We start from the raw sequence: 334 nt of genomic DNA, 5'->3' as shown, positions 1-334 counted from the left end.
TGCAATTTAAGCCCGGGTAAGGTTCCTCGCGTATCATCGAATTAAACCACATGTTCCTCCGCTTGTGCGGGCCCCCGTCAATTCCTTTGAGTTTCACCGTTGCCGGCGTACTCCCCAGGTGGAATACTTAACGCTTTCGCTTGGCCGCTTGCCGTATATCGCAAACAGCGAGTATTCATCGTTTACCGTGTGGACTACCAGGGTATCTAATCCTGTTTGATACCCACACTTTCGAGCCTCAATGTCAGTTGCAGCTTAGCAGGCTGCCTTCGCAATCGGAGTTCTTCGTGATATCTAAGCATTTCACCGCTACACCACGAATTCCGCCTGCCTC

At 51.2% G+C, this 334-nt stretch carries 1 rRNA gene; it reads right to left on the bottom strand.

Features of this window, described 5'->3' with window-relative positions:
* Nucleotides 1-334, bottom strand: a 16S ribosomal RNA gene (locus WS40_RS11045); the annotation flags it as partial.

The sequence above is a fragment of the Ruminococcus sp. N15.MGS-57 genome, from assembly GCF_000980385.1.
In the GTDB taxonomy this organism is placed as follows: domain Bacteria; phylum Bacillota; class Clostridia; order Oscillospirales; family Ruminococcaceae; genus Hominimerdicola; species Hominimerdicola aceti.
Note: the sequence above shows the minus strand (reverse complement) of the source record. Positions and strands in the feature narration are given on the sequence as shown.